General features: G+C 69.7%; 16 protein-coding genes. 2 read left to right on the forward strand and 14 right to left on the reverse strand.

The features are described 5' to 3' along the window. Window positions 1-6: 6 nt before the first annotated feature. From ACIPJI_RS25140 to ACIPJI_RS25190, 11 genes are all read right to left on the reverse strand, one after another. Window positions 7-492 carry a DUF6099 family protein gene (locus tag ACIPJI_RS25140; protein WP_307708833.1) on the reverse strand — a complete coding sequence of 162 codons (486 nt, stop codon included), beginning with the start codon at window positions 490-492 and terminating at the stop codon, window positions 7-9. Window positions 493-682: 190 nt separating this feature from the next. Then, window positions 683-1,015, reverse strand: coding sequence for a nucleotide pyrophosphohydrolase (locus ACIPJI_RS25145; RefSeq protein WP_402248965.1), 333 nt, complete (start codon window positions 1,013-1,015; stop codon window positions 683-685). Next, window positions 1,012-2,220 carry an ATP-binding protein gene (locus tag ACIPJI_RS25150; protein WP_356622668.1) on the reverse strand — a complete coding sequence of 403 codons (1,209 nt, stop codon included), beginning with the start codon at window positions 2,218-2,220 and terminating at the stop codon, window positions 1,012-1,014. The genes ACIPJI_RS25145 and ACIPJI_RS25150 overlap by 4 nt, the downstream gene beginning before the upstream one ends. Before the next feature lie 56 nt (window positions 2,221-2,276). Then, window positions 2,277-2,675, reverse strand: a complete 399-nt coding sequence (locus tag ACIPJI_RS25155) for a cell division protein SepF (RefSeq protein ID WP_005310628.1) — start codon at window positions 2,673-2,675, stop codon at window positions 2,277-2,279. Window positions 2,676-2,865: 190 nt separating this feature from the next. After that, window positions 2,866-8,253, reverse strand: coding sequence for a pullulanase-type alpha-1,6-glucosidase (pulA, locus tag ACIPJI_RS25160; protein ID WP_402248967.1), 5,388 nt, complete (start codon window positions 8,251-8,253; stop codon window positions 2,866-2,868). A gap of 87 nt (window positions 8,254-8,340) precedes the next feature. After that, window positions 8,341-10,038: a carbohydrate-binding module family 20 domain-containing protein gene (locus tag ACIPJI_RS25165; protein WP_402248969.1), complete on the reverse strand. Its 1,698-nt coding sequence runs from the start codon at window positions 10,036-10,038 to the stop codon at window positions 8,341-8,343. Between the two features lie 604 nt (window positions 10,039-10,642). Then, window positions 10,643-11,701, reverse strand: coding sequence for a LacI family DNA-binding transcriptional regulator (locus tag ACIPJI_RS25170; RefSeq protein ID WP_356622665.1), 1,059 nt, complete (start codon window positions 11,699-11,701; stop codon window positions 10,643-10,645). After that, window positions 11,689-13,338, reverse strand: a complete 1,650-nt coding sequence (locus ACIPJI_RS25175; protein ID WP_307708827.1) for an alpha-amylase family glycosyl hydrolase — start codon at window positions 13,336-13,338, stop codon at window positions 11,689-11,691. The genes ACIPJI_RS25170 and ACIPJI_RS25175 overlap by 13 nt, the downstream gene beginning before the upstream one ends. Window positions 13,339-13,420: 82 nt before the next feature. Beyond that, window positions 13,421-14,272 (reverse strand): sugar ABC transporter permease, encoded by an 852-nt coding sequence (locus ACIPJI_RS25180; RefSeq protein WP_234020357.1) that lies wholly within the window; start codon window positions 14,270-14,272, stop codon window positions 13,421-13,423. Beyond that, a complete protein-coding gene (locus ACIPJI_RS25185) occupies window positions 14,269-15,279 on the reverse strand; it encodes a carbohydrate ABC transporter permease (RefSeq protein WP_307708826.1) in 1,011 nt (336 codons plus the stop codon). The genes ACIPJI_RS25180 and ACIPJI_RS25185 overlap by 4 nt, the downstream gene beginning before the upstream one ends. Window positions 15,280-15,298: 19 nt before the next feature. Further along, the gene (locus tag ACIPJI_RS25190; protein ID WP_307708825.1) at window positions 15,299-16,573 is read right to left on the reverse strand and encodes an extracellular solute-binding protein; all 1,275 of its coding nucleotides are present in this window, start codon (window positions 16,571-16,573) and stop codon (window positions 15,299-15,301) included. A 394-nt stretch (window positions 16,574-16,967) separates the two neighbouring features. Between ACIPJI_RS25190 and ACIPJI_RS25195 the strand changes: the two genes are divergently transcribed. Both ACIPJI_RS25195 and ACIPJI_RS25200 read left to right on the forward strand, forming a co-directional pair. Then, window positions 16,968-18,014 (forward strand): LacI family DNA-binding transcriptional regulator, encoded by a 1,047-nt coding sequence (locus ACIPJI_RS25195; protein WP_356622663.1) that lies wholly within the window; start codon window positions 16,968-16,970, stop codon window positions 18,012-18,014. Next, entirely contained in the window at window positions 18,011-18,931 is a 921-nt protein-coding gene (locus ACIPJI_RS25200) for a carbohydrate kinase family protein (protein ID WP_356622662.1), read from the forward strand. Before ACIPJI_RS25195 ends, ACIPJI_RS25200 begins: the two co-directional genes overlap by 4 nt. A 94-nt stretch (window positions 18,932-19,025) precedes the next feature. Here the strand turns inward: ACIPJI_RS25200 and ACIPJI_RS25205 are convergent, their stop codons facing one another. The 3 genes from ACIPJI_RS25205 to ACIPJI_RS25215 form a co-directional block, all read right to left on the reverse strand. Continuing rightward, entirely contained in the window at window positions 19,026-19,937 is a 912-nt protein-coding gene (locus ACIPJI_RS25205; RefSeq protein ID WP_356622661.1) for a carbohydrate ABC transporter permease, read from the reverse strand. Further along, on the reverse strand, window positions 19,934-20,944 hold the full coding sequence (locus ACIPJI_RS25210) for a carbohydrate ABC transporter permease (protein ID WP_402248970.1): 1,011 nt from the start codon (window positions 20,942-20,944) through the stop codon (window positions 19,934-19,936). The genes ACIPJI_RS25205 and ACIPJI_RS25210 overlap by 4 nt, the downstream gene beginning before the upstream one ends. Window positions 20,945-21,050: 106 nt before the next feature. After that, a complete protein-coding gene (locus ACIPJI_RS25215; protein ID WP_402248971.1) occupies window positions 21,051-22,400 on the reverse strand; it encodes an ABC transporter substrate-binding protein in 1,350 nt (449 codons plus the stop codon). Between the last annotated feature and the right edge of the window lie 228 nt (window positions 22,401-22,628).

Here is a 22,628-nt window from a genome sequence, read left to right on the forward strand (position 1 = left end):
TGGCCGTCAGGGCCCGGCGCGGCCGGGGACGGTTTCGGGAGGCCGGTCCGGTTCCCGTTCGGCGAGCCGGCGCAGCATGCCGCGCACCCGGTCGCTCGACTCGTCGGCGGCGTCTATCGTCTCGATGCACTGCCAGTAGAGCCCCTCGTCGTCCGTGGCGCAGGCGACGCCGACGAGTGCGATGCCGACGTCGCAGAGCAGCACGTTCAGACTGAGTAACGTGGCCTCCGGGTCAGCCACTTCGGTCAGTCCCATGGCCCGGACGGTGCCGCTGCGCACCATCGGATGGTCGAGCACGCCGCATCCGCGACCGCCGATCTCGCTCAGCCCTCTGGCCTCGCCCCGCAGTTCCGGCGGGCCGACGAGCGCCAGCCGGGCGCCGATCGCCTGCGCGAGAGCCTGCGCCTGCCATGCCTCCGCGACGATGTCCGGCACCGCGCGGCTCTGGGCCAGCGCATGACGGCACGTTCTGACGAGCCGTTCCGCATCCATGTACGCACCCCCGTTCGTACGAAATTCTGCCCACTGAGTTCATTACCCAGAGTGAGGCCCATTGAGCCGGAAAGCCAGGGGAATTCGGAAATCTGTGGACAGCAAGGCCGTTGTGGATAACTCAACGACTCCGGAGAGTGACGAAGTAGCGTTGTGTGCCCAGTGGTACCCGGCTGTTCGTCCCCGGTTCTCACTTCGGCGGGAAACGGATCTCGTTGCGGTCGATCTTCTCCGACAGAGCCTGAAGGGCGTCGATCCCGAGCACCTCGCAGAACTGCAGCAGGTACGCCAGCACATCCGCGACCTCGTCGCGCACCCGGTGCGCCCCCTCCGGCTCCTCCATCACCCGCGCGGACTGCTCCGGCGTCAACCACTGGAAGATCTCGACCAGTTCGGCCGCCTCGACGCTGAGCGCCACGGCCAGGTTCTTCGGCGTGTGGTAGGGCTCCCAGCCGCGCGCCGCCGCGAACGCGGCCAGTCTGCGCTGCAGCCCCTCGACATCCAGCCCGTCGTCTCTCGTCACGGCACCAGGTCTACCACCGTCACGCCGTCGATCCCCCGCGCGCACGACGCGTCCGTGACGGTCCCCACCAGCCTGATGTGCCCCCGCGCGCACATCTCCGCCCCCAGGGCCACCAGTTGGCGGGTCTGTTCGGGGTCGAGGCTGCGGTCGAAGCCGTCGGCGAGCACCGTGAGCGACTGGTAGGCCACGGGCACCTCCGCCACCTGGTCCACGGCGAGCACGCCCGGCCCGGTGAGCAGTACCAGGGCGAGCCCCAGATACCTGAGCTCCCCTTCGCCGAGCCGCCCCACCGGTGTCGAGCCCAGCGCACCGCCCCGCGCGAGCAGGGCACGTACCCGCCCGCCCGCCAGCTCCTCGACCGCGACGTCGGCCACCGCTCCCGCGCACCCCATCCGTGCCGCCGACGCGAGCCTCGCGTGCCGCTTGGCACATTCACTGCGCGTGCGGTGCAGTACCTCGGCCAAGTTGTCGCAGCCGCGGCGCAGCCGCCCGGCCCCCGCCGGCACGGGCTGACGCATCCGCTCGGGCCGCGGGTCGCAGGCGAACACCGACCGCAGTGCCACCACGACCTGTTCGGCCGCGGCGAGCACCTGTAACTGCGCCTCGGTGCTCCCCGCGACGCGCAGCGGCAGCAGCGCGGTGCCGAGCCTGTCGTCGGGCAGCGGACCGCGGGTGACGGTCGCGGAGCCCGCGGTGTGCCACGCCGCTTCCACGACGGACCGGGCGGGGTCGCGCAGTGCCGTGGTGAGCAGGGTCCGGCCGCCGCCGGTGAGCCGTTCGCCCGCCACCCGCAGGCTCGGCTCGGTCTGCACGGCCAGGTCGAGCAGGACCGGGCCGGCCGGGCCGTCGACCGTGCAGCCGATACGGAATCCGCGCCGCCCCTGTCTGTCGGCGACCGCCCGCTCCGGGACGCATTCGGCCGGCTCGGGGAACGCGGTGGCCAGGTCGCGGCCGGCGCCCAGGAGCGCCAGCGCCTCGTACGCCTGGAGCGCGTTCGACTTGCCGCTGCCGCTCGGCCCCGCGAACAGCGTCATGGGGCCGAGCGGGAAAGCGGCGGCGCGGTGCGATCTGAAGGCGGAGAGCCGTAACTGTGTGACGGCGGGCCGGGCGTTGCTCCCCCTGCCGGGCGACGTGGCCGGATCCACGCCCGGGGTTCGGGTCACGATCGGCCTTCTCGCGTCCATGACCTGCGTTTTCGCGTCCATGATCGGGACGGTACGCAGCCCTGGACACGCCGAACCGTTCCGCCTGAGGGACCTTCCTACGAATGAGGTACGGCGGCGGCCGTGGCCCCCTCGACCTCGGTGCCGACGGGTGCGAGCAGGAAGACGTTCCGGTCGACCCGGTGCATCTGGCACCCGAGTCCGAACACCACACCGCTGCTGAAGTCGAGGATCCGCTTGGCGACGTCGGTGTCGGCGCCGGTGAGGTCCAGCAGCACCGGCATCCCGGCGACGAGGTACTCGGCGACCTCGCGCGCGTCACCGAAGACCTGTACGCGCAGGACGATGAAACGACGGTGCTCGGCGGCCTCGTACTCCCGTGGGACCGTGACGTGGTCGACCCGCGACGGCCACTCGTTGCGGCCGCGCAGCGGGACCACCTGGGCCAGGCCTTCCCACTGCTCGTCGGTGACGTCGTACCTCTCGTACCTACTCATGGGTCCATCCTCACCCCCCTCACCCGTTCGGCCCAACACCGACACGGATGGAGGAACAGGAACCCGCTCGGCACCGTGCCCGGCGCGGCCGCATCGCGGCAGTGACGGCGCCGACGAAAGGTTCCGCGCCCCGGAACACGGCGATCCCCTGGCCCCGGGAGTCGCGGGCCAGGGGATCAGCGGCAAAGGCTCAGCCGCGTTCGAAGACGGCGACCGTGCGTGCCGGGACCGTGAAGGTGCCCGAACCCTTCTCGTAGGCGGCCGACTTGACGGTCGCGTCCGCACCCGCGCGCTGGACCGGGTGGAGGGCGTAGTCCTCACCGGCCAGTGCCGCGACCCGCTGGGTCTGCTGCTGCGGACCGGCGTTGAACACCACGACCAGGTCGTCGAGCCGCATGGTGATCACGCCGGGGGTCTCGTCCTTGCCCGACAGCGGGAAGGACAGCGCCGACTGGACCTGCCCGGCGGTGGACAGGCCGAAGGCCGGCTCACCGGTGCGGATCTTCAGCAGGTCCCGGTAGGCCGCGGAGGCGCCGTTGATCTCGGCGCAGCCCACGGTCAGCGACGGGTCGGTGAGCAGCGGCTTCGCGAAGCCCCACTTGGGCTTGTTGTCGGCCTCCGGCGGCAGTCCGCGGCCGAAGCCGTTGCCGTCGCGGCAGTCCCAGTGGATGGCGTTGAACCAGTCACCGCTGTCGTACGAGTTGCGGTCCAGCGACTTGGACCGCAGCAGGTCCGAGCCCGCCTGGGAGAGCGAGGGCCCCTGCGACAGTGCCGACGTCGCCATCGCGAGCACCTGCATCCGGGCCCGGTCGGCCGGTGACGTGCCGGCCGGGAGCTTGAAGGCCAGGGCGTCGTACAGCGACTCGTTGTCGTGGGCGTCCGAGTAGGCCAGCGCGTCACCGGGCACGGCGGCGTAGCCGGCCGGGGCGCCGTTGTAGTCGACCTCGGAGCCCTTGACGGTGCGGCCGCTGGTGTCGGTGAAGGAGTAGGACGCGAGGTTGCCGGACAGACCGACCTTGATCAGGTCCTGGTAGTGCAGCAGCCGCGCCTTCTGCTCGGCCTGTGTGCCGTTGGCCTTGGAGGTGTTCGGGTCGGTGTAGAGACCGGAGGCGAAGCCCTGCACGCCCGGGTCCTCGTCGAACGGTCCGCCGCCGCGGACGGCGTCGCGCGCCCGGTCGGAGAAGGTGGCGATGCCGGTGCCGGCCATGTTCTTCTGGGTGGCCTGGACGAACCGGGCGTCGTCGGCGACCTCGCCGAAGTTCCAGCCCTCCCCGTAGAGGATGATCTTCTTGCCGTCCACGCCGTCCCGCTCGAGCGTCAGCTCGTCGAGCGCGGCGCGCACCGCCAGGATGTTCTCCTTCGGGTGGTGTCCCATCAGGTCGAAGCGGAAGCCGTCCACCTTGTAGTCACGCGCCCACGTCACGACGGAGTCGACGACGAGCTTGCCCATCATCGCGTTCTCCGGCGCGGTGTTGGCGCAGCACGTGGAGGTGGCGACGCTGCCGTCGGCCAGCAGCCGCTGGTAGTAGCCGGGCACGACCTTGTCCAGTACGGACTTGTCCGACTGTCCCGCGGCCACGGTGTGGTTGTAGACCACGTCCATGACGGTGCGCAGGCCGTCCTCGTTCAGCGCCTTGACCATCTGCCGGAACTCGACCGTGCGCTTCGTGCCGTCCGGGTCGGTGGAGTACGAGCCCTCGGGGACGGTGTAGTGCAGCGGGTCGTAGCCCCAGTTGAACGCGTCCTTCGCGGCCGCCGCGGCGACGCACGCCTGCTGCTCGTCCGAGTCCGGGGCGTAGATCGACAGGTCGCACTCGGGCTGCTGCTGGTCCGACTTCTTCTCGGGGATGGTGCCGATGTCGAAGGCGGGCAGCAGATGCACGTACGAGGTGCCGGCGCCGGCGAGTTCGCGCAGGTGCTTCGAGCCCTTGCTGTCCTTGTCGGCGAAGGCGAGATAGGTGCCCTTGTTCTCGGCGGTGGCGTCCGCGATCGAGAAGTCGCGGATGTGCAGCTCCTGGATCTGCGCGTCCTTCAGGGGCACGGCAGCGGGCTTCTTCAGCGTCGACCAGCCCTTGGGCGCCAGTGACCTGTCGGACAGGTCGACGACGACGCTCTTCTCCGAGTCCGCCGTCAGTGCCAGCGAGTACGGGTCGGTGACCTTGTTGGTGACGACCTTCTGGACGGTGGGGGCCCAGACCTTCACGTTGTACCGGTACGTGTCCCCCTTCCAGCTCCTGCTGCCCTTGACGGACCAGACGCCGCTCGCCTCGTCGCGGCGCATCGCGACGGTCCTCCCCTCGAGTTCGAGGGAGACGTGCTGGGCGGTGGGTGCCCACAGCCGCAGCGTCGGCACGCCGTTGCGGTCGAAAGTGGCGCCGAGATCGGCCTTGGTGGCCCTGGCGGCGTACACGTCGTCGAGCACTCCGGCGATCTGCACCCCGGTGGCCGTGACCGCGGCTCCGTTGGCGGCGTACTGGGCCGCCACGAGCTGGCTCTTCAGCGCTTCCCGGATGCGGTCGCGGTCGCGCGGGTCGACCGTGTGGGCGGCGTACTTCGACAGGTGCGGGAACTTCTCCTTCTGCGCGTCGGTGAGCTCCGTCCTCGCGAGGCGCAGCACGCGGCGGTCACCGGTGAGCGCGCCGTCCTTGACTGCGATCGAGCCGTCGCGCGAGTAGAGCAGGGCGCTGGAGGCGGCTGCTTCGCTGCCGTTCCAGGCGACCGTGTTCTCGTCGATCCAGACCGCCTGCGCCTTGGTCAGGTCCAGTGCCGCTCCGCCGCCCTTGGGCTGGGGCAGCAGGTACTTCTCCTGGCCGGCGAGCAGCCACACCTCGTGGCCGTGGGCCTTGAGGTCGAGCGACTGGTCGGACGGCAGGTCCTTCTCGTCGCCCTTGTGGAGGATGTAGCTGAGTGACGTGGCGCCGGGTGTCAGCGGCACCTCGTAGACCGCGCCGTACGCGTCGGTCCGTACCGGCTCCAGCGGCTTCGACCAGTCGGTCGGGTTCGCGGCGCCGGTCCAGGTGTGCAGGCCCCAGCCGGCGTGGTCGCCGTCGGCCCGCTTGTAGTGCAGGATCGCCTTGCCGGTGTCCTGGGGCGGGTAGGCGCCCTCGGGCGCCGTGTTGCGCACCTCCGGCTTGCCCTGCTCGATCCAGACCTCGCCGGTCCTGGACAGATCGATGCTGCGGTCGGCGTCGGTGTCCTTCACGCCGTCCTTGTTCACGGCGATGAAGCCGACGGAGGAGGCACCGGGCTTGAGCTTGACGTAGGCGAAGGCGCCGTAGGCGTCACGGCCGGTGAACGGCTTGCCCGCGGGCCAGGTGGTGCCTTCGCCCTCGGCGATGTCGCCCCAGGTGTACAGGCCCCAGTCGTCGTAGTCCCCGTCGGCGCGCTTGTAGTGGACGATCGCGTAGTCGCGCTGGGTGGCGCTCGGCGGCTGCTCGACGGCCGGGGCGCCGCTGGTGGTGGCGGCCGTGGCGCTCGCGGTACGGCCCGCGCTGTCGACGACGACGGCCTTGTAGCGCAGGGCCGTTCCGGCCGGGGCCGTGATGTGCTGGGTGACCTTGTAGGGGGCGTGGTCGGCGGAGCCGAGGACCTGCCACGTGCCGTTGCCGGTCTGGGCCGCGAACACGACACGGTTCAGCTGTCCGCCGTCGACGTCCGCGGAGATCTCGACGGTGCCGGTGGCGCCGGCGCCGGGAGCCTCGAGCGTGATCGACGGCACGGCCGCGGGTGCGGCGAGCGGCCCGGCCGCCTTGAGGACGACGGAGGAGAGCGCGGGGACGGTCACCTCGATCTTCTTGTCGGGACCGCTGCGGACGGTGCCGTCGGCGCCGTGGATCGCGGTGAAGTCCATGGCGGCCGAACCGGTCGGCACCTGGACGGTCTTCGCCTCCATGGCGTTGTTGACCGCGACGACGTACTCGGTCGCCGCCCGGGCGTCGGTGCGGGAGAAGGCGTACACCGAGTCCTGCGCGTACCGCTGCTGCTGGATGCCGTCACGCAGCGCGGGGTGCGCCTTGGTGAGCTTCGCGAGCGCGGCGATCTGCCGGTAGAGGGGGTGCGAGGTGTCGTACGCGTCCTCGGCGTGCGTGCGGCCGGTGCCGATCTGGTCGTCGTCCAGGAAGTCGGCGGTCTTCGAGGCGAACAGCGTCTGGCGGGCGTCCTTGTCGCCGCCGGCCCCGGTGTATCCCTGCTCGTCGCCGTAGTAGACGACCGGGTTGCCGCGGGTGAGGAACATCAGCTCGTTGGCGAGCCGGTAGCGCTTCAGCAGCTCGGCGTCGTCGGCGCCCTTGTTGTCCTGTGCGAGGAAGGTGCCGAAGCGGCCCATGTCGTGATTGCCGAGGAAGGGCACGGACTCGTAGGCGTTGGCCTTGTCCGTGGTGTAGCGGTAGTCCTGCGCGAAGAGGTTGGCCAGCTTCTCGGCGGACCCGCCCTGCGAGGCGAAGGTGCGTGCCGCGTCCTGGAACGGGAAGTCGAGCGTGGCGTCGAGGCGGCCCTGGGTGACGTACTTCGAGGTGATGGCCGGGTCCGCGGAGTAGACCTCGCCGAACATGAAGAAGTCGTCACGGCCGCGCTTCGCCGCGTACTCGTCCAGCGAGGTCGCCCACTGTGTCCAGAACTCGGTGTTGACGTGCTTGACCGTGTCGATGCGGAAGCCGTCGATGTCGAAGTCGCGGACCCAGCGCTGGTAGATCTTCTCCATGCCCTCGACGACCTCGGGACGTTCGGTCCACAGGTCGTCCAGGCCGACGAAGTCGCCGTGCTCCGCGGACTCGCCGGCGAAGGTCGAGTCACCGCGGTTGTGGTACATCTCCGGGTCGTTGAGCCAGGAGGGGACCTTGAGGTTCTTCTTGGCGTCCGGCACGACGGGGGTGCGCGGGAAGGAGTCCTCGTCGGTGCGGGGGAAGCGCCTGGTGCCGTCGGCGTAGTCGCTGTCGTCGAACGGCACGCCGTCCTCGGTCAGATACGGGAAGGCGCCCTTGGAGAGATAGCCGTACGACTTCTCCTTGTAGTCCACGACGTCGGCGGTGTGGTTGGTGATGACGTCGAAGAAGACCTTCATGCCCTTGGCGTGGGCCTTGTCGATCAGTCTCTCCAGGTCGGCGTTGGTGCCGAAGTGCGGGTCGACCTGGGTGAAGTCGGTGATCCAGTAGCCGTGGTAGCCGGCGCCCGCGTCCTTCCCCTCACCCTGCACGGGCTGGTTCTTGAAGATGGGCGCCATCCAGATGGCGGTGGTGCCGAGGCCCTTGATGTAGTCCAGCTTCTCGGTGAGCCCCTTGAGGTCGCCGCCCTGGTAGAAGCCCTTGTCGGTGGGGTCGTAGCCGGTGGTGAGGCGCGAACCGGTCAGTCCGCCGCGGTCGTTGCTCCTGTCGCCGTTCGCGAAGCGGTCGGGCAGGACGAAGTAGAACTGCTCTCGGGTGAGGTCGTGGCGGGCCGGCTCAGCGGCGAGCGATCTGTCCGACGGCGGCTTCGGCGGTTCGGGCACCGCGGCCGCCGGAAGGGCGGTCACGAGCGCCGCGACCGTCGCCGTCGCCGCGGCGGCGGCCACGATGTGGCGCAGCGGGACACGGGGGCGTATCAAGGCGGGTCTCTCCTGGATGAGGGTGGTTGTGGTGCGAGTGCGGTGCCCCGCGCCCGGGGAGGGACGCGGGGCAGCACGGGGGTGGCGTCAGTTGCGCCAGGTGTCGTTCAGCGTGACCTTGCCCGAGGACGGGACGGTGGCGGTGCGGTTGGCGCCGCTCTCCCAGGTGACGTTGCCTGCTCCGTCCTTGCGGATGTACTTGTACTCGAAGGACGTGCCGGCGGCGAGGTTCACGTCCGCCTTCCAGACGGGGTAGGCCGACGGGTCGAGCTTGACCGCGCCGGCGGGGTTCCAGTTGCCGAGCGCCGGCTGGTTGCCGGTGACGTAGACGTTCTGGCCGACGACCGTGGTGGCGTTCACGGCGAAGGACGCGCCCGCGCTCACCGGCCCGGGGCCGGTCGAGCCGCCGCAGTCACGCGCGCCGGCGTGCAGCGCGAGGGCGGTGCCGGCGCCGAGCGTGGCCGTGAACTGGCCGGAGCCGTTGACGGCGACGCTCTTGCCGCTCTGCACGTCGCAGTAGGTGCCGGACGGCAGGGAGGTCTGGAAGGTGCGGGTCAGCGCCGCCCCCTCCTGGTTGATGGCCACGTACGCCTTGTCGCCCCGTCCGAAGGCGATCTGGTCGGCGCCGTTGTCCCACCAGTTCGTGACGCCCTGGCCGCGGGCGGTGTTGCGGAAGCCGACCATCGAGGAGATCTCGCGCCAGGCGTGCTGGCACTTCCACCCGTCGCTGTAGCAGCTGCTCACCGCTCCGCCGTTCGGCGGGCCGGCGTCGTGGTCGGTGAACTCGTAGCCGGAGTGGACGTCGGGCGAGCCGTACGGCCAGGCGAGCATGAAGACATGGGCCAGTGTGTAGTTGGCCCCGTCCTTGTAGGTGAGGGTGTCACCGCCGCGCTCCGTGTCGTGGTTGGCGACGAAGACGGCGGACTTCCCGGACTCCATGAAGCCCCAGCCCTCACCGAAGTTCTTCAGGTGGGCGAGGTTCCCGCCGGTGAAGGCCTGCTTGAGCCCTCGTCCGTAGCGGAACTCCTGTACGTCGCCGCTGCCGAGGTACTCGCTCGGGGAGACGGCTTCGCCCGCGCCGTAGATGGCTTCGTGCTTCCAGTAGACGCCCGGGTTCGCGAGCTTGCCCTTGATGGCGGCCAGGTCGTCGGCCGGCATGTGCTTGGAGGCGTCGATGCGGAAGCCGTCGACGCCGAGCGACAGGAGGTCGTTCAGATATCCGGCGATCCTGCCCCGGACGTACTCCTCGCCGGTGTCCAGGTCCGCGAGCCCGACGAGCTCGCAGTTCTGCACGTTCCCACGGTCCTGGTAGTTGTTGATCTGCGAGGTGCAGTTGTCCATGTCGTACGAGGAGTACAGGCCGGGGTAGTTGTACTTCGTGTACGCGGATCCGCCGGTCCCGGTGCCGGAACCGGCGGCCATGTGGTTGATGACGGAGTCGGCGATGACCTTCACGCCCGCCGCGTGGCAGGCGTCGACCATGCTCCGGAAGGCGGCGCGGTCACCGAGACGTCCGGCGATCCGGTAGCTGACGGGCTGGTAAGAGGTCCACCACTGGCTGCCCTGGATGTGCTCCTGGGGCGGCGAGACCTGTACGGATCCGTAGCCGGCGGGGCCGAGGGAGTCGGTACAGGCACGGGCGACCGAGTCGAACTTCCACTCGAACATCACCGCGGTGACGTCCTTGTCGCCGGGCGGGGCGGCCTGGGCGGTGCTGGGGGCCGTGACGGCGACGGCGGCTCCTGCCACAACGGCGAGTGCCGCGGCCACGGTTCTGTTGGCCATGATTCCTCCTGGGCTCACAGGAAGGTGCGGATGCGAGGGGTCAGCCTCGTGCGGCAACGCGCCGTGCCCGCAAGGCCTTGGGGATTTCTTGCTGCAAGAAGTCTGAAACTCGTTGCGGACGAGACCGTAGGGCCCGCCCGGCCGCCGGTCAACCCTTCGGAGCACACTCCGGTGACATGCTTGAAAACCCGGTGTTTCCTGGCCGCAAACTCTTTCGCAAGCCATTGCAACGGTGTTACGTTCAACCATGACTCCGGTCCGGTCGGCCGGGGGTTCCGGTCAGTGCCGGGCCCTACGCGCCCGGCCGGCCGGGCCGGTCACCCCACCGGCCGGTGAGCCGGAGCGCCTCAACAGGCCACAGAGTCACGGGCTTCGGGCGACCCGCCCCGGACTCACCGGCCGAGACCCCACAAGCTGGAGGCCCGGGGCCGCCGACAGACCCCGCCGCGCCCCGACCAGGGGCAGGCCCCGGGCCTCCCGAACAACCGCACGGCGCCTGCGCGTTCGCACGACGCGCCGACGCCTCGGCCGCGACCTCCCAGCGGACGCGGGTCCCTCCGCCGCGCCCTCACGCCGGCGCGTTCTCCGCCGATCGGCGCCGCTGTCAGCGCCGCGGCGCACCCGTCGAGCCGCGCACCACGAGTTCCGGCTGGAAGACGAACTCGGTGCGCTGCACCGGGTTTCCGTCGATCTCCTCGACCAGCGCGTCGACCGCCGCCGTCGCCATGGCCTGCACCGGCTGACGCACCGTCGTGAGCGGCGGGTCCGTGAAGGCGATGAGGGGCGAGTCGTCGAAGCCGACGACCGAGACGTCCCCGGGCACCTCGAGCCCCCGCGCCCGCACCGCCCTGATGGCGCCGAGCGCCATCAGGTCACTGCCGCAGACGATGCCGGTGCACCCCTGGTCGAGCAGCAGGCCGGCGGCCGCCTGGCCGCCCTCGACGGAGAACAGCGTGCGCTGGATGAACCCCTGCGCCTCGTCGGCGCTCAGCCCCAGCATCGCCTGGAGGGCCTCGGTGAAGCCCTCGGCCTTGCGCAGCGAGGGCACATAGCGGGTGGGACCGATGGCCAGACCGATGCGCTCATGGCCGAGTTCGACGAGGTGCCGCACGGCCATCCGCGCCGCGGACCGGTCGTCCGGCGAGACGAACGGCGCCTCCACGGCCTCGTTGTAGCCGTTGATCAGGACGAACGGGATGCCACGGCCCGCCAGTTTGAGATAGCGGGTGGGGTCGGCCGTCGTGTCGGCGTGCAGCCCGGAGAGGAACACGATGCCCGTGACGCCGCGTTCCTCGAGCTGCTCGACCAGTTCGTCCTCCGTCGAACCGCCGGGCATCTGCGTGCACAGCACGGGCGTGTAGCCGTGGCCGGCCAGCACCTGTTCGATGACCTGCGCGAACGCCGGGAAGATCGGGTTCGTCAGCTCGGGGATGATCAGGCCGACGAGCCCGGCGCTGCGTTGCCGCAGGCGCACGGGCCGCTCGTAACCGAGCACGTCGAGGGCGGCCAGCACCTTGTGCCGGGTGGCGGCGGCGACGCCGGCCTTGCCGTTCAGCACCCGGCTGACCGTGGCTTCGCTGACCTGCGCCTGGAGAGCGAGATCGGCGAGCCTCGGGGCGCCGTTTCCGTCGCCCCGAGGCAGCGGGATCGTCACACCGCCCACCAGACGGTGGTGTCGGCGGGCAGCTCCGCCATGTCGTCCACGATCATCACCGTCTCGTTGGCGAGCAGGGCGCGGCCGGGCAGCGGGACGCGCACCGTCGCGCCGGTGGTGTTGGCGGTGCAGATGAAGCCGTCGCGGCGGAAGGCGAGCACGCCCTCGGGGGCCTCCAGCCACTCCACGGCCGTCCCGGCGCCGAGGCCCGGGTGCTCACGGCGCACCGCGAGCGCGCTGCGGTAGAGCTCGAGCGTGGAGCCGGGATCGCCGGTCTGCGCCTCGACGCTCAGGCCGCCCCACGAGGCCGGCTGCGGCAACCAGCTGCCGCCGCTGCCGAAGCCGTACGAGGAGCCTTCCACGGTCCACGGGATCGGCACCCGGCAGCCGTCGCGGTATCCGTCCTGGCCGGCCGCGCGGAAGAACGACGGGTCCTGGCGCACCTCGTCCGGGAGGTCGGTGACGTCGGGCAGGCCGAGTTCCTCGCCCTGGTAGATGTACGCGGAGCCCGGCAGGGCCAGCATCAGCAGCGTCGCGGCGCGGGCCCGGCGCAGACCGAGCTCGCGGTCCCCGGCCGTGCGGAGCTGGGTGCCGAGGCCCGCCGGGTTGGCGAAGCGGGTGGCGTGCCGGGTGACGTCGTGGTTGGACAGCACCCAGGTGGCGGGGGCGTCGACCGGGCGCATCGCGGCGAGCGAGCTGTCGATGACGGCGCGCAGCTCGGCGGCGTCCCAGGGGGTGCCCAGGTACTGGAAGTTGAACGCCTGGTGGAGCTCGTCGGGGCGCACGTAGTTCGCGGTGCGCTCCACGGTCGGCGTCCATGCCTCCGCGACGGCGATCCGGTCGTCCGGGTACTCGTCGAGGATGGTGCGCCAGCTGCGGTAGATCTCGTGCACACCGTCCTGGTCGAAGAACGGCATGACATCGTTTCCGAGCAGCTTGACCTGGTCGGTGCCGCCGAGGTCCGGCAGGCCCTCGGCCTTGACCAGGCCGTGGGCGACGTCGACGCGGAAGCCGTCCACGCCCATGTCGAGCCAGAAGCGCAGGATCGAGCGGAACTCGTCGGCGACGGCCGGGTTGTCCCAGTTGAAGTCGGGCTGCTCCGGGGCGAAGAGGTGCAGGTACCACTCGCCGTCCTCGGTACGCGTCCAGGCCGGGCCGCCGAAGATGGACTCCCAGTCGTTGGGCGGGAGCTCACCGTTCGCCCCCTTGCCGGGGCGGAAGTGGTAGCGGGCCCGCAGCGGGGACCCGGGTCCCTCGCGCAGCGCGCGCTTGAACCACTCGTGCTGGTCGGAGGAGTGGTTGGGGACGAGGTCCACGATGATGCGCAGACCCAGTTCGTGTGCGTCGCGGATCAGTGCGTCGGCGTCGAGGAGCGTGCCGAACATCGGGTCGATGGCACGGTAGTCGGCGACGTCGTAACCGGCGTCGGCCTGCGGGGACGCGTAGAAGGGGCTGAGCCAGACGGCGTCGACACCGAGGTCCTTCAGGTACGGCAGTCTGCTGCGCACGCCTTCGAGATCGCCCATGCCGTCGCCGTTCCCGTCGGCGAAGCTGCGCGGATAGACCTGGTAGATCACCGCGTCGCGCCACCAGCCCGTGTCCGTGCCGGACGTGGGGGCGGCGGGGGCAGCAAGGTGCTGGGTCATGTCATCCCTGGAGGTGATGGGGTGGGGTGCGACGCCGGCCCGGGGATCAGGCACGGACCGGCGTCGCCGCTTCATACGGGGGTCAGCCCTTGACGGCACCGGCGGACATACCGGTCACCAGATGCCGCTGGGCGAAGAGGAACACGAGCGCGGCCGGGATGGCGATGAGCACGGAGGCCGCCGCCATCGGGCCCCACTGGGCGCCGTACTGGTTGACGAACTTCTGCAGACCGCCCGCGAGCGTCAGGTTCTCGTCGCCGACCATGAAGGCGGAGGCGTAGGCCACCTCGCCCCAGGCGGTGATGAACGAGTAGAACGCGGTGACCGCGATGCCGGGCTTGGCGAGCGGCAGGATCAGCCGCCAGAACGTGCCGAACGGGGTGAGCCCGTCGACCTGGCCCGACTCGTCGATCTCCATCGGGATGGTGTCGAAGAAGCCCTTCATCATCCACGCGCAGAACGGGACGGCGATGGTCAGGTACGTGACGACCAGGCCCACCGGCTGGTTGAGCAGCCCCATCGTGGCCATGATGTTGTAGATCGGCACGATCAGGACCGCGACCGGGAACATCTGGGTGATGAGCAGGGTCCACATCAGTCCGCGCTTGCCGGGGAACCGGAAGCGGCTGACCGCGTAGCCGGTGGTCGCGGAGACGAAGACGCCGAGGACGGTGGTGAGGCCCGCGATCAGCAGCGAGTTGCCGAACCAGGTGAGGAATTCGGTGTTCTCGAGCAGGTCGGTGTAGTTCGCGAGGGTCGTTTCCTTCACGAAGTCCGTGGTGATCGCGTACTTCGCCGGCTTGAGGGAGGTCAGGAAGACCCACAGCACCGGGAAGACGGCGATCACGGAGGCCACGATCAGGGTGGCGTGCAGACCGACGGAGGCCAGCGGCGAACGGCGGCCGCGTCGGGACGTGTTCACGGCGGTGGTCACCAGACTTCTCCCTGCTTGCGGAGGACTCGCCGGTAGACCGCGGCGAAGAGCATCAACAGGACGAGGATCAGCACGCCCCACGTGGACGACTGGGCGAAGTCGCGCGGGCTGATCTCGAAGGCGAACTTGTACGCCTGGGTGACCAGGATCTGCGTCGCCTCGCCGGGCCCGCCCCGGGTGAGCAGGAAGATCACCGGGAACATGTTGAACGTCCAGATGGTGCTCAGCAGGATCACGGTGGTGCTCACGGAACGCAGTCCGGGCAGCGTGATGTTGCGGAACCGCTGCCAGGCGCTCGCGCCGTCCATCTCGGCGGCCTCGTAGAGCTCGCCCGGGATGGACTGGAGGCCGCCGAGGAGGGCGACCATCATGAACGGCACACCGAGCCAGACGTTGACGGCGATCACCGAGAACTTGGCCCAGGTCGGGTCGTTCAGCCACGGCACGGCGTCGATGCCGCCGCCCGCGAGGATCTTGTTGAGGAGCCCGTTGTCCTGGTTGTAGAGGAAGCGCCAGGCGAAGACGGAGACGAAGCCGGGCACCGCCCAGGGCAGGATCAGCAGCATCCGGTAGAAGGAGCGGCCGGCGATCCTGCGGTTGAGCATGTTGGCGAGGCCGAGGCCGAGGACGAAGGTGACCGAGACACAGGCCACCGTCCACACCAGCGTCCAGCCGAGCGTGCCGAGGAACTGGTCGCCGGTCAGGGCCTCCGTGTAGTTGTCCAGGCCCACGAACTCGTAGGTCGCGGGGATCTCGTTGACGCCGATGCTCCGGGCGACGTTCCGCTCGTTCGCGTCCGTCAGCGACAGGTAGATGCCGCGGAACAGCGGGTAGCCGATGATCACGGCGATCACGACGGTCACCGGGGCGACCATCGCCCAGGCGTACCAGTATGTGGAGAGGGAACGCTTGAGCTTCCGCTCGGGCTTGCCAGTACCGCGGCTCCGGCCGCGGGCGACATCGCCCGCGGCCTTCGCCACCGACTGGCTGCTGGTGTCCACAGCCATCAGCCGGCCAACCTTCCTGTTACTTCCAGTCCTTCAGGAGCTTGCGGTAGGCGTCGCCCGCCGCCTTCGCGCCCTTCTCCGGGGTGGTCTGGCCGGTGAGGACCTTGGTGTACTCGGTCACGAGCGGGGCGAAGAGGCTGCCGGTCTCGGGGATCCAGGGGCGCTCGACGGCCTTGTCGACGACCGGGCGGAAGAAGCCGACGATCTCGTTGCTGGCGACACCGGGCTGCGAGTAGACCGAGGTGCGGGTCGGGAGCAGGTTGAGCTCCTTGGCGACCTGGGCCTGGGTCTCGGCGGAGGTCATGTACTCGGTGAAGGCGTACGAGGCGTCCAGGTTCTTGGAGCCCGCGTAGACAGCGAGGTTGTGGCCGCCCTGCGGGGCGCCCTGGCCGGCCGAGCCGGCGGGCACGGGGGCGACGCCGAGGTTGGCCTTGTCGGTGAACTCCGGGCCCGCGTAGGTGTCGGCGACGGCCCACGGGCCGTTGATCATCATGGCGACCTTGCCTTCCTTGAAGGCGGTCTGCATGTTGTTCCAGCCGTCGGTGGCGTCGGTCTTGGCGGCACCGGAGGTGACCAGGTCCTTGACGACCTTCATCGCCTTGACGCCGGCCTCGTTGTCGACCGTGATGCTCTTGTTCTTGGCGTCGACCAGGTCGCCGCCCTCGCCGTAGAGGAAGGAGAGGAACCAGTAGGCGTCGTCGCCGCGAAGGTAGAGGCCGGTCTTACCGGTCTTGTCCTTGATGGCGGCGGAGACGGTCTTCAGCTCGTCGATGGTCTTGGGGACCTCGACACCGGCCTCCTTGAAGATCTTCTTGTTGTAGAAGATGCCCATGGAGTCGATGACCTGCGGCGCGGCGTAGGTCTTGCCGTTGTACTTGGTGGAGGCCGCGGCCTGCTTGAGGAAGTCGTCCTGGTCCTTCAGCGCGGCGGTGCCGTCGAGCGGCGCGAGGTAGCCGAGGTCGGCGAACTCGGGGGTCCAGGCGACCTCGGAGCGGATGACGTCGGGGGCGCCGGAGCCGGACTGGGCGGCGTTCTTGAACTTGTTCTGCGCCTCACCGAACGGCACGTTGACGTACTTGACGGTGACCTTCGGGTGCTTCTTGGTGAAGTCCTCGGCGATCTTCTTGAAGACCTTGTCCTCGCTGCCGACCGTCGAGGTGTCCCACCAGGTGACCGTGCCGCTGAGCTCGCCCGAGCTCTTCTTACCGCTGTCGCCGCTGTCGTCCCCGCCGCACGCCGTCGCCGACACGGCCAGTGCCGAGACCAGAGCGATGGCCGCTATGCCACGCCGCATGTGAACTCCTTCAACTGATCCCGGAAGGGCGGAGGCGAAGACCTGCCTCCCGCCGTCCGCTCCCTCGCGGTGCCGGGTTGCCAGGAACGTAACAGGGCTGAAAACCATCGGAAAGACCTTGCGGCAATTTTCTGCAAGGACGGGTGATCGTTACATCCGCGTGTCCGGAGAGTTGCCGAAGGATCGCTTGACACCCTCCCCGGAACCGGACCTCGCCCAGGGTGCGCCCGTGGGCGGGCCTCTCGCAAGCACTCCGCAAGGCTTTGCAGCGATGTGACAGGTTTCATGCCTCCGGACGCCCCGTCGACGGCGCCGGCCGCGACATGAGGCGATGAACCTGCCGATTCCGGCACCTGGTGGGCAATCCGACGTACGCCCGGTACAGTCCACTCCCATGACCGCGCGGCTCGCCGACATCGCAGCCCAGGCGGGGGTCAGTGAAGCCACAGTCAGCCGCGTGCTCAACGGCAAGCCCGGCGTGGCCGCGGCCACCCGCGAATCCGTCCTTGCCGCCCTCGACGTGCTCGGCTACGAACGTCCGGTGCGGCTGCGGCAGCGCAGCGCGGGACTGGTCGGACTGATAACCCCCGAGCTGGACAACCCGATCTTCCCCGCCCTCGCCCAGGTCATCGGCCAGGCCCTGACCCGCCAGGGATACACCCCGGTGCTCGCGACCCAGACCCCCGGCGGGTCCACGGAGGACGAGCTCACCGAGATGCTCGTGGACCGCGGCGTCTCCGGCATCATCTTCGTCTCCGGACTGCACGCCGACACCACCGCCGACATGCAGCGCTACGACCAGCTGCGCGCCAAGGGCGTCCCGTACGTCCTGGTCAACGGCTTCTCGCCGAAGGTGCAGGCCCCCTTCGTCTCCCCCGACGACCGGGCCGCGATGCAGCTCGCCGTGACCCACCTGGCCTCCCTCGGGCACACCCGGATCGGCCTCGCGCTCGGCCCCAGGCGGTTCGTGCCGGTGCTGCGCAAGATCGAGGGCTTCCAGCTCGCCATGGAGGAGCGGCTGGGGCTGTCGCCCGAGGAGTCGCAGGAGCTGATCCAGCACTCCCTCTACACCCTCGAGGGCGGCCAGGCCGCCGCGGCGGCGCTGATCGCCAAGGGGTGCACCGCGATCGCCTGCGCCAGCGACATGATGGCGCTCGGCGCCATCAGGGCGGCCCGGCAGCAGGGACTCCATGTGCCGAGGGACATCTCGGTGGTCGGCTTCGACGACTCGCCGCTCATAGCGTTCACCGATCCGCCGCTGACCACCATCCGCCAGCCCGTGCAGGCGATGGGGCAGGCGTCGGTGCGCGCGCTGCTGGAGGAGATAGGGGGCACACCCGCCCCGCACAGTGAGTTCGTGTTCATGCCGGAGCTGGTGGTCCGCGGTTCGACCGCCTCCGCGGCCAAGCGGACCCCGGACCGGGACGGAGCCGGCGGGTGAGCGGTCCCCACTACGACGTACTGGTCGTCGGCGGCACCGGCGTGGACACGATCGTCCGCGTCGACGCGCTGGAAGTGCCGCCGGGCGACTCGCTGTTCGTCCCCCCGGTGCGCGACTACGTGGGCCACACCGGCAACGGGGTGGCGCTGGGCTGGCGGGCACTGGGCCTCGCCACCAAGTTCATCGACTTCCTGGGCGACGACGTCCAGGGCCGGACCGTGCTCGCCGCGTACGAGGAGCACGGCCTCGACTTCAGCCATGTCGTCTCCCCGCACGGCACACCCCGCGGCATCAACCTGGTCGACCCGCAGGGCCGCCGCTTCTCCTTCTACGACGGCCGTCACCCCGCCGATCTGCGGCTCCCGCGCGCCTTCTACCTGCCGTACCTGGAGCGCGCCCGGCACGTCCATCTGTCCATCGTCGGCCACAACCGCGACATGTACGAGGACATCCACCGGCTCGGGATCACCAGCTCCACCGACCTGCACGACTGGGACGGCCGCAATCCGCACCACCGCGACTACGCCCTCGCCTCCGACTACGTCTTCCTGAGCGCCGCCGCGCTGCACGGCCGGCTCGGGGCGGTGATGAGGAGCATCGTCGACGAGGGCCGCGCACGGATCGTCGTGGCGACGGACGGCGCCGAGGGCTGCCATCTGCTGGTGCGCGGTGAGGACGAGGTCCGCCACTTCCCCGCCGTACGCCCCGAGCGGCCCGTCGTCGACAGCAACGGGGCCGGGGACGCGTTCGTCACCGCGTTCCTGCACACGCTGTTCGAGGGCGGCGACGTGGAGCGGTGCGTGCTCGCCGGTTCCGTGTCGGGCGCCTTCGCCTGCGGCTCGGCCGGCACGCACACCGAGTTCATCGGACTGCCGGAACTGCGCGCCGCGTGCGCGAGGGCGGCCTTCGCGAACTGAACGGGCCGGCCCTGAACGGCCGCGCCGCCCGGCGACATGCGCCGGGGCCCGCAGAGCGCCCCACGCGCCCCGCAGGCCCCGGCTCCCCTGCGTGTCAGCTCTTGACCGCCCCCGAGGTGATGCCGCCGACGATGTGCTTGCCGAGAAGGGCGAACACCAGCAGCAGCGGCACGGTGGCGATGAACGCGCCGGTCAGCACGATCGCGTGGTTGACGGTGTGGTTGCCGGAGCCGAGCCCGGCGAGGGCCACCTGGAGCGTGGGGGCGCCGTCCGGTGTGAGGGCGATGAACGGCCAGAAGAAGTCGTTCCACGCCTGCACGAAGATCAGCATGCCGAGGACCGCCATCGCCGGCCGGGCGATGGGGAAGACGACGTGCCAGATGATGCGCAGGCTGTGCGCGCCGTCCATCCGGGCCGCCTCGATGAGCTCCACCGGCAGCGCCTCGAGCAGGTACTGCCGCATGAAGAACACACCGAAGGCGGCGACCAGGCTGGGCAGGATCACCGACTGCAGCTGGTTGACCCAGCCGAACTCGGTGATCAGCTGGTAGAGCGGGATGACGCTGAGCTGCGGCGGCACCGTCATCGTCGCCACCACGATCGCCAGGAGCACGTTGCGCCCCTTGAACCGCAGCTTGGCGAAGGCGAACCCGGCGAGCGTCGCGAACAGCACCGTGCTCGTCGCGACCGCGCCGGCGACGATCGTCGTGTTGATCAGCGCCTCCCCCATGTCCACCTGGTTCCAGGCGATGGAGAGGTTGTTGAACAGCTCCCGGCCCGGCAGCAGCGGGCTCGGGGCCTGCACGACGCGCTCGCCGGTGTGGGAGGCGGCGACCAGGTTCCAGTACAGCGGGAAGAGGGAGACGACCGCGGCGAAGACCAGCAGCGCGTACGTCAGCGGACCACCGTGGTGCTGACGGCCGGCCTTCTGGCCGAGCCGCCGCCTGCGGCCCCCGGTCGTGGTGGACGCGGCGGGCGCCGCTGTCCTGTTCAGCACATGGCTCATGAGCGTGCCGCTCCGTTCTTCTTCTGCGCGTTCGACCTGCTGAGCAGGCGCTGCACGAGTCCGATGGCCAGCAGCAGGAGCAGCATCACCCAGGCGATGGCGGAGGCCTGGCCGAGCGCGCCGGTGACCCAGCCCTTCTCGTACATCAGCAGACTCAGCGTCTGGTACTGGTTGCCGCTGCCGCCGCCGATGCCGAGGCTGCCGCCGAAGATCAGCGGCTCACCGAACAGCTGGGTGGCGCCGATGGTGGAGACGACGATGGTGAACAGGATGGTCGGCTTGATCGAGGGGATCGTGATGCTGATGAACTGCCGGAAGCGGGACGCCCCGTCGAGTGCCGCCGCCTCGTAGAGGTCGTTCGGCACGGCCTGCATCGCGGCCAGGTAGATGAGGGCGTTGTAGCCGGTCCAGCGCCAGGTGACGATCGTGGAGATGGCGATCTGGGCCGGCCACTTCTCCGTCTCCCAGTTGACGGGGTCGATGCCCACGTAACCGAGCAGCTGGTTGATCATCCCGTAGTCGGTGTTGAACAGTTGGGCGAAGACGAGCGCGGCGGCCGCGATCGAGGTGGCGTACGGGGCGAGGATCGCCACGCGGTAGAAACCACGGCCGCGGATGCGGTAGTTGAGCAGATGCGCGAGGCCGAGTGCCATCAGCAGCTGCGGCACGGTGGAGATCACACCGATGGTGAAGGTGTTCGCCAGGGCGTTCCAGAAGAAGTCGCTCTCCGCGAGCCTGGTGTAGTTGTCCAGGCCCCGCCATTCGGCCTCGCCGCCCAGCTCGACCTTCTGGAGCGACAGCCAGCCGGTGTAGAGGAGCGGGAAGAGACCGAAGGCGGCGAAGACGAGGAAGAACGGCGCGACGTAGACGTACGGGGTCGCCTTGAGGTCGATGCGGTACAGGCGGCTGCGCCAGCCGGACGGGTCCCGGTGCCCCGGGTCCCTGGGCTCGCCGGAGGGGGCGTCGATCACAGCGGCGCCCTTGTCGGGCTGGAGGGAGGTGGCCATCAGGCGCCCTTTCCCTGGTGAGTGGTGACGGAACGGCGGATGGCTTCGACGGCACCCGCGAAGGGTCCGCCGGCTGCCTCGCGGGGCAGCCGGCGGGAGGCGGCGACTACTGGTCGATCTTGTCGTCGACCAGCTTCTTCACGTTGTTCCAGGCCTTCTCGGGCGAGGTGCCACGCGTCTCGATGTCGAGGATTCCGTTGTCCGTCAGGAAGGTCTTCACCTGTCCGTCCCAGCGGCCGATCGGAGCGGGCTTGATCTGCTGGGCAGCCTCGGAGTAGATCTTGCCTACCGGGACGCCGGGGAAGTACTCCGGCTGGGCGTTCTGCACGGTCTCGGACTTGAGGCCGTCCGTGGTCGAGGGGATGTTGCCGTTCACGGCGAAGACCTTGGCCTGCTGCTCGGGCGCGGTCAGCCAGGCGGCGAGCTTCGCGGCCTCGGCGGTGTGCTTGCCCGCCTTGGGCACGGCGAGGAAGGAGCCGCCCCAGTTCGCCGGGACGGGTGCCTGGGCGATGTCCCACTTGCCCTTGTTGGCGGGGCCGGCCTGGTCCTTGATGATGCCGGTCATCCAGGAGGGACAGGCGACGGTGGCGAACTTGGAGTTCTTGAAGGCCGCGTTCCAGGTGCCCTTCTCGTCGAACTGCCGCAGTTTGGCGGTGAGTCCGCCCTGTGCGGCCTTGACGGCGGTGTCCCAGGCCTTCATCACGCCGAGGCTGCTCTCCCAGCGCAACCGGCCGTCCTCACCGGAGTACTGGTCCGGCTGGCTGGAGACCACGGCGTTGAACAGACCGCTCGCCGAGTCGTGGAACGCGGTGCCCGCCGGCGCCTTGGCCTTGTACTTCTCGCCCTGCTCGAGGAACTTGGCCCAGTCGCCCGCCCACAGCTTGCCGACCTCTTCCCGGTCGGTGGGCAGCCCCGCCTTCTCGAAGAGGTCCTTGCGGTAGCAGATGCCCATCGGGCCGATGTCCGTGCCCAGCGCGATGGTCGAGCCGTTCGGGGCGGTGGCCTGCTTGACCTTCCAGTCGAGGAACTTCGAGGTGTCGACGCCCTCGGCCTTGCCCAGGTCGACGAACTTCCCGGACATCGCCTCGCCGGTGGCCTCCGCGATGTAACCGACCTCGACGGCCTGGATGTCGGCGAGTCCGCTGCCCTGCGAGAGCCGCAGCTTCAGCGCGTCCCAGTACTTCTGACCGTCGGCGACGTTCGTCTCTTCGATCTTGATGCCGGGGTTCAGCTTCTCGTACTCCGCGTAGAGCTTGGCGCCGGTCTTGTCGTCGAACCCGAACGATCCGAAGGTGCCTACACGGAGGGTGATCGTCCCGCCGCCCGAGCCGTCGTCGCCCTCGTCGCCGCCGGAGCCGCCGCATCCGGTCACGAGGAGGCCGAGGGACAGCAGACCCGCGGTGGTGAGGGTGACTGCGCGGCGTCTGCGCGGGACGTCACCGGAAGTTATGCGCATTCGAGGCTCCTACGACTGTTTTCGGCTGGTGGCGGGCCCAGAGCGACAGAGTGGGGCTGGCGGCGAACAGGACCGGTCACAAGAGGGGAAGTGGAGGAAGCGGTGCAGGGGCAGACCCGAGCGGGTCGGCGGGCAAGTGGGAGCGCTCCCACTACTGCTTGGTTCGAAAGCTTCGCGGCGACGACACCCTCTGTCAAGGTCGAGCAGCAGAGCTTTATTGCTCCGAGA

Source organism: Streptomyces sp. NPDC086835 (assembly GCF_044745705.1).
Lineage (GTDB): Bacteria > Actinomycetota > Actinomycetes > Streptomycetales > Streptomycetaceae > Streptomyces.